The 7,280-nt window shown below is 41.9% G+C and carries 5 protein-coding genes; all 5 read left to right on the top strand.

Translation table 11 applies throughout. The features are described 5' to 3' along the window. Positions 1–153: 153 nt before the first annotated feature. The gene (locus HQK80_07085; GenBank protein MBF0221979.1) at positions 154–1,437 is read left to right on the top strand and encodes a 3-isopropylmalate dehydratase large subunit; all 1,284 of its coding nucleotides are present in this window, start codon (positions 154–156) and stop codon (positions 1,435–1,437) included. Positions 1,438–1,526: 89 nt separating this feature from the next. After that, positions 1,527–2,042, top strand: coding sequence for a 3-isopropylmalate dehydratase small subunit (locus HQK80_07080; GenBank protein MBF0221978.1), 516 nt, complete (start codon positions 1,527–1,529; stop codon positions 2,040–2,042). Between the two features lie 23 nt (positions 2,043–2,065). Next, positions 2,066–5,020 (top strand): DUF349 domain-containing protein, encoded by a 2,955-nt coding sequence (locus HQK80_07075; GenBank protein MBF0221977.1) that lies wholly within the window; start codon positions 2,066–2,068, stop codon positions 5,018–5,020. A 21-nt stretch (positions 5,021–5,041) separates the two neighbouring features. Further along, entirely contained in the window at positions 5,042–6,016 is a 975-nt protein-coding gene (locus HQK80_07070) for a Gfo/Idh/MocA family oxidoreductase (GenBank protein MBF0221976.1), read from the top strand. A gap of 118 nt (positions 6,017–6,134) precedes the next feature. Continuing rightward, positions 6,135–7,271, top strand: a complete 1,137-nt coding sequence (lpxB, locus tag HQK80_07065; protein ID MBF0221975.1) for a lipid-A-disaccharide synthase — start codon at positions 6,135–6,137, stop codon at positions 7,269–7,271. Positions 7,272–7,280: the final 9 nt, after the last annotated feature.

Here is a 7,280-nt window from a genome sequence, read left to right as displayed (position 1 = left end):
CATAGAGCTGAAATTACGTTTAATTATAGCAATGCAGATTGTTGTGTTGGTAGTCCAGTCTTAATAACTTTATTTTTTACCACCAGAGTGGTATAAAACAAAACTTTTATAAGTTACTAAATATATATAAAAATACAATGGAGAGCCGCAAATATGGGAAAGACCATAACAGAAAAAATATTTGATTCTCATCATCGTGATAATCCAGCAGGCGAAACAGTTGTATTAGATATTGATGTCGTTATGTGTCACGAAATAACGACACCAATCGCTATTAATGACCTGCTTGAGCGCGGCATGGATCGAGTCTTTGATGCCTCTAAAATAAAGGCTGTTATTGATCATGTAACCCCGTCAAAAGATTCCAAAACAGCAACCCAGTCAAAAATTATTCGTGACTGGGCTAAACGTCATAAAATCAAAGATTTTTTTGATATTGACGCAAATGGCGTTTGTCACGCACTGTTTCCGGAAAAAGGTTTTATCCGGCCCGGATACACTGTGATTATGGGGGATTCTCACACATGCACCCATGGTGCTTTTGGAGCATTTGCAGCTGGTGTTGGTACTACAGATCTTGAGGTTGGCATCCTCAAGGGTGTCTGTTCATTTCGTAAACCCGCCACTATAAAGATTACCATCAGCGGCACATTGCAGACTGGAGTCTATGCTAAAGATGTTATTCTCCATATCATTAAGACTCTGACCGTAAAAGGTGCCACAGATAAAATTATTGAGTTTGTTGGTCCTGTTGTTGACGCCATGAGCATGGAATCAAGAATGACTCTGTGCAATATGGCAATTGAGGCAGGCGGCACTTGTGGTGTCTGTATGCCCGATCGTGTGACTGCTGAATACCTGTGGCCTCACATTCAGTCTGATTATGCAACCATTGATCAGGCCGTTGAAGAGTTCCGCAAATGGCATTCTGATGCTAATGCTGCTTATGCCCAGACAATTGATTTTGATGTATCTGATCTGTCTCCGCAGGTTACTTATGGATATAAACCTGATGAGGTGAAAAATATCTCTGATATGTCCGATACAATAGTCGATCAGGTCTACATTGGTTCGTGCACCAATGGCAGAATTGAGGATCTGCGAGAAGCTGCTAAAATATTAAAAGGTAAAACCATTGATCCCAACGTACGCGGCATCATGTCCCCTGCAACCCCACTCGTTTATTCACAGGCAATGAAGGAAGGTATTATCGAAACCTTCATGTCTGCCGGTTTCTGCGTAACTAACCCTACCTGTGGGGCTTGTCTTGGAATGAGTAACGGAGTTCTGGCCGAAGGTGAGGTGTGTGCCTCAACAACAAATCGCAACTTTAATGGCAGAATGGGGAAGGGCGGCATGGTTCATCTCATGAGTCCTTTAAGTGCGGCGGCTGCTGCGGTTACGGGCAGAATTACTGACCCGAGAAAACTTTTATAAGGCACGGGTTATCTGGCTATTTTCAAAGTTCCAATTGTCTGTCTGCGTTATTGCCTGTTACCGGCTATTTTTGAATAAGGAGAACTGAAATGAAAATGTTTGGTGGATCTTGCATTTTTTTAGATAGAAATGATATCAATACTGATGAAATTATTCCGGCAAAATATCTGACTGAAAACTCTAAGTTAGCTCTGAAACCATACATCCTTGAGGATTTAAAACTTGATGGCTTTGATCCTCAATCAGATGAGTTGCGTCAAGCTCGTGTAATTGTTACTCGTCAAAATTTTGGCTGTGGTTCATCCAGGGAACATGCTGTATGGGTTTTTGAGGTAAACGATATTAACGTGGTGATTGCCTCTAGTTTTGCCCGGATATTCAGACAGAATATGTTCAATTGCGGGATGCTGGCCCTTGAACTGTCTGAGGCCGACATCGATACACTTATGACCGAGAGACCGGCAACTCTTGATATCGACTTACAAAACAGTCTTATTACCTCAAAGGATACCAACGCCATACAGTTTACGTTCACTCTTAATGGATTTGATAGAGATCTGGTTGCCTCTGGTGGCTGGCTTGCCTACGCAGATAAAAACTATTAGTCCTCTGGTGATAACTGATTCTCATGAGCCTTTTTAATTTTATAAAACCAAAGTGGCAGCACAAGGATCCACTTGTCCGTATTGCTGCCATTGATTCAAGAGATTGTCCAGACCAAGAGCGCCTTGGACTGCTTATTCTCTCTGAAACCGTATCTTCCGTGCGCCTAGCTGCCCTGGCCAAATTTAACAGTTGGCACGATCTGGATGCGCTCTTAAATAAAGCTACTGATCCAGCATCTGTTAATGAAATTAAGAGTCGAATTGATTCTCTTAAAGTCGAAGCTGTTTTGAAGGCAGAACGACTTGGAGATAAAGAAAAAGCACTACAGTTTGTTGATAACGATAATCTGCTTTTGGAAATTGTCTCGAAAGACAGCTCGAAAGAGCTGCGCCTGCTGGCCGCCGAAAAGATACAACAGGAAGATGTTTTAGCTCGGTTGCTTACCTTGAAATGCGGTAAGGAGGTTGCTCTTACAGCTGTTGAGCGTATTCATAATTTAGAGTTGCTGCGATCTATCTCAACCAACGCTTCAAACAGAGCTGCGCGTAATCTTGCTACTAAAAAACTCAATAAAGTTTCGGAAGATAAAGCGTCCGCTCAAAAGAGATATATAGATGAAAGAATAGCTGAGCTGATTGATCGCATAAAGGTTTTACCGATGTTGTCTGATATTGAGAGCGCCTATCGGCAATCTCTTGAAATCCAAGGTGCTTGGCAGGAGATTTCAGTTCCACAGAACCACCCTACATATGAAGAATTTAATTCATTTGTCAAAGAGATAAAGGAACGGTACGAGACCTACCTCACTCAGTCAGACGAAGAACGCTTAAAATTAGCCAAGTTACCTGGATTACATAAAAAATTAGCCGACATAGATGCTGATATCATTACTGAGTCAGAAAACATCTCCGATGCTGATGCCTTTATGAATTTTGAAAAACTAAAAAGCAGCTGGCAGGAAGTAGCGGATGAACTTGATGAGATACCAAAAAAGATTGTAAAGCGTTTTAACCAAAGCTGTCGTCAATTTGAAGAAAAGCAAGCCCTCATTGCTCAGGAAAAATCAAAGCACGATGGGTTTCTGGCCGATTTAACAGCTATTAACGCTGCGCTTAATGCAGACCATTTGGTGGAATCTCGAAAATCATTAGCAGCACTGACAGAACTCATCAATACTTGGCTGCCACAATTTATCAGTAAAACTGACCTTGACACCTTGTCTGTCAAAATCAGCGAATCTATTGCCCAAATCGCTGCCGATGAAGAAGAGAGGAAAAATAAACGTATTGAAGATGCTATTGCGTATCGAAACACACTTATCGCAGCGCTTAAAAAAATAGTTGGTGATGCGAATATTCAAGAGGCGGAAAAGCAGTTTGCAGAGTTAAAAAATCAGTGGCTTACCAAAGATTGCTTGACCCCTGATATGCGCAAACAGTTTGATGGTCAATTCAATGAGGCTTGTGCTGATTTTATCAACTTCCAAAAAGAGTCTTACGAAAAACGAGACTGGCAGTATTGGCAGAATAAAAACCTTAAAGTGGCCCTTATAGATGAAATGAGAGACCTTGCGCAGGAGAATGATCTGCATTTGGTTTTTAAACAGATGAAACTATTGCAGGAGAAATGGAAAGAGACAGGGGCTGTTAACCAAAAAGAGAGCGATAGGCTTTGGAAAAAATTCCAAACCGCTTCAGAATCAAATTTCACGCGATGTAAGGCCTTCTTCAATGAACTTGATATTCAGGCAGAAAATAATGCTCAAAAAAAACTCGAGCTTATCGAGCTTGCTAAAACACATCAAGCATCTACCGAGTGGAAAAAAACAGCTGAGGCGATCAAGGCACTGCAACAACAGTGGAAAGATATAGGGAAGGTTCCACCAGAGATAGAACTGGAGCTGTATACGTTGTTTCGTGAGGCCTGCGATCTCTTTTTCACGCGAAGAACTGCCCATTATGATCAGCTCGATGCCCAGCGTCAGGATAATTTGCAGCGCAAGACGGAGTTGTGTGAAAAGATCGAAAAGCTTGTTGCCAGCCCCGACATTTCTAAAAGAAATAAACTTCAAGAGTTACAAAAACAGTGGAAAACCATTGGTCGTGCACCGAAGGATAATGAAGATGCCATCTGGCAGCGTTTTCGTGCGGCAAGTGACAGTTTTTATACCTGGCTTGATACACTGAAACCAGGCAATTTAGAGAAAAAAGAAAACCTCTGCCTCGCTGCTGAGGCACTTTGTTCCGATCTTCCTGACTTTTCTGATGAAAAAAAGACCCAGGAGCTTGCTAAGCAGATTGTTGACCTTCAAAGTCAATGGAAAAAAATTGGCCCAGTTCCAGATGAACGACAAGATGAGGTCTGGCAACGGTTTCGAGGTATTTGTGATGTTTTCTTTAGCAAACGTGACCAGTACAATGCTGAAATCGACAAACAACGTTCCGCTAACGAAGAACGGAAACTGTCAATTTTAAGTCAACTTGAACAGGCAGTGAACGAAGGGAGTAAGGATTCAGTTAAGGAAATCATAAAGCTACAGGAAGACTGGCGTCAAACAGGACCAGCCTCAAAGGGGAATGATTTTTTACTCGATAAACGATTTAATCAGACCTGTAACGATTTTTTTAAACAGCGGCGTGAAATATTTAATGAAATGGATCGTATTCGTCGCGACAATCTTAAGCAGAAAGAAGCACTTTGTGTTCGGCTTGAAATTTTAGCAGGCATCAGTGTGCCGGAGTTGAAGACCACCGGAAAAAACAAAAGCTCACTGACCTTGGCCGATCAGCTTAAATTGGCCTTTGAACAAAATTTCATTATGGGTGGTGAAGGTAAAGACAAGTCACGTCACAAAAAAGATGAACTTGCCAGTATTCTTGAGGAGTGGAGTCAGGTCGGGCCGGTTCCGAAGGAACACGAATATTCATTAAAAAAGCGTTATAACATGGCTCAGGCCAAATTAACTCAGGCTAAGTAGTAGAGCTGAACAAGGAGTTATATGATCAAAAGTAGAATTGGTGTGATCGGTGTTGGCTATCTTGGCCTGCACCACGCTCGTAAATATGCTGCGATGGAAAATGTAGATCTGGTAGGAGTTGCTGATATTGACATAAGCCGAGCTAAAGAGATTGCCCATCAGCTTAACACCCGATCCTTTGGCGATTTCAAAGAGTTGCTGCCTCTTGTTGATGCGGTCAGCATTGTTGTGCCGACAAAAAAACATTTTGAGGTTGCTAACGCCTGTCTTGATTATGGTGTTGACGTTCTTATCGAAAAACCGATAACGGTTACAATTGATGAGGCGGATGCACTCATATCAAAGGCTGAACTTTGCAAAAGAGTTTTGCAGGTGGGTCACATTGAACAGTTCAACCCGGCAGTTCTTGCAATGGAGCAGTATATTACGTCGCCTATTTTTATCGAGTCCCAGAGAATTCACTCATTTAATCCGCGCGGAGCTGATGTCGATGTTGTACTTGATTTAATGATTCATGATATTGATATTATTACCAGTATTGTCCCTTCACCCATCAAGACAATCCATGCTGTCGGCGTACCGGTAATAACCAATAGTTCAGACATAGCCAATGTCCGCATGATTTTTGAAAATGGATGCACTGCTAATATTACGGTCAGCCGCATCTCTAAAACCAATATCCGAAAAATTCGTATCTTTCAGCCTCGGTCATTTATCTCGGTTGATTATGGTAAAAAAGAGATTTATACCATTAAACACCTTGACGAACTTAACGAGAACGGACACCCAAAAGAAGAGTTCAATCATTTTTGTTTTGCAGAAACAGATGCGTTGGAAACCGAACTAAAGGCCTTTATTTTAAACATTCAGCATCGCACGGCTCCCAAAATTGGAGGTCGTGAAGGTCGAAAGGCCTTGAAAATCGCCCATCAGATTATTGATCAGATGAAAAATTACATTATTGAGCATAAGGAGTTACTGGAGATAGATAACTAGTATTTACACTGTCGTTTGATGACTCCCAATCAAGTATGTTGTTGTGAATTTCTTAATTGTACGTTTCTCAGTGCAATCTTTTTGTTATCCGTAATTCCAGTGCCCAGGACTCATTCTCATGAAAAAAATTATGGTCATCGCTGGTGAAGCGTCTGGGGACATGCATGGGGCTAATTTAGTCAAAGCCATGAAAAGTATCAACTCGGACCTCTACTTCTGTGGAGTAGGGGACGAGGCTCTTCGTCAGGCTGGTGTGGAAATTATTGTCGAGTCCCGTGAAATTTCGGTAGTTGGTCTTATAGAAGTTGTTTTTCATCTACGCGATATCAGAAGGGCTTTTAAACTCATTGTTAACCGACTGCAAAAAGATCAACCAGCGCTCCTTATCTTAATTGATTTCCCAGATTTCAACTTGATGCTGGCAAAACAGGCCAAAAAAATCGGCATCCCCGTCTTTTATTACATAAGCCCCCAGGTTTGGGCATGGCGCAGTGGTCGGGTCAACAAAATAGCAAGATTAGTAGATAAATTAGCTGTTATTCTCCCCTTCGAAAAAGATTTTTATACCCAGCGCGGTGTTGAAATTGTCGAGTTTGTTGGTCATCCTTTAGTGGATTGTGTAACTGTGAGTGAAGAGTCTGAGACGTTCAGGCCAATGCATTCAATCCCGGCGACGGCTACTGTTGTTGGTATGTTGCCTGGTAGCCGCATTAGAGAGCTGAGGTCTATACTGCCGGAGTTTATTGAAGCCGCCCACAAACTTAAACAGCAAAAAAAAGAGCTATGCTTCCTAATGCCGTTGGCTCCAACACTTGAAGAATCAGATCTTGAGATTTCAGATGAGATTAAAACGCTGCTGAATTTGAAGATTGTCAGGGGGCAACGTTATGATTTAATGGCAAATTGCGACCTTGTTATGGTGGCTTCAGGGACAGTAACACTCGAACTAGCCCTTTTGAATGTGCCCATGGTTGTGGTGTACAGAATCAGCCCCTTAACCTATTTCTTAGGAAGAAGACTAATTAAGGTTAAATTTGCATCCCTGGTTAATCTGATTGCCGGAAAAGAAGTTGTTAAAGAGCTTCTGCAAAATGATTTCACGGCTGATGCCTTAGTTGCAGCACTTCTTGATATCTGGCCCGGAACTGATAAACACAAGCAACTCAAAACTCAACTCGAATATATCCGTGGACTTGTTGGCCCTGCGGGGGCTTCCAAAAGGGTAGCAAAACTTGCCCTTCAAATTATGAACTGAACCCAAATT

The sequence above is a fragment of the Desulfobulbaceae bacterium genome (assembly GCA_015231515.1).
GTDB lineage: Bacteria > Desulfobacterota > Desulfobulbia > Desulfobulbales > VMSU01 > JADGBM01.
Note: the sequence above shows the minus strand (reverse complement) of the source record. Positions and strands in the feature narration are given on the sequence as shown.

What these genes read in the sequence shown, in the direction of transcription:
- HQK80_07080 (MBF0221978.1), top strand. Translation starts at nt 1,527, where the DNA reads ATGAAAATGTTTGGTGGATCTTGCATTTTTTTAGATAGAAATGATATC.
- HQK80_07075 (MBF0221977.1), top strand. Translation starts at nt 2,066, where the DNA reads ATGAGCCTTTTTAATTTTATAAAACCAAAGTGGCAGCACAAGGATCCA.
- HQK80_07070 (MBF0221976.1), top strand. Translation starts at nt 5,042, where the DNA reads ATGATCAAAAGTAGAATTGGTGTGATCGGTGTTGGCTATCTTGGCCTG.
- HQK80_07085 (MBF0221979.1), top strand. Translation starts at nt 154, where the DNA reads ATGGGAAAGACCATAACAGAAAAAATATTTGATTCTCATCATCGTGAT.
- lpxB (MBF0221975.1), top strand. Translation starts at nt 6,135, where the DNA reads ATGAAAAAAATTATGGTCATCGCTGGTGAAGCGTCTGGGGACATGCAT.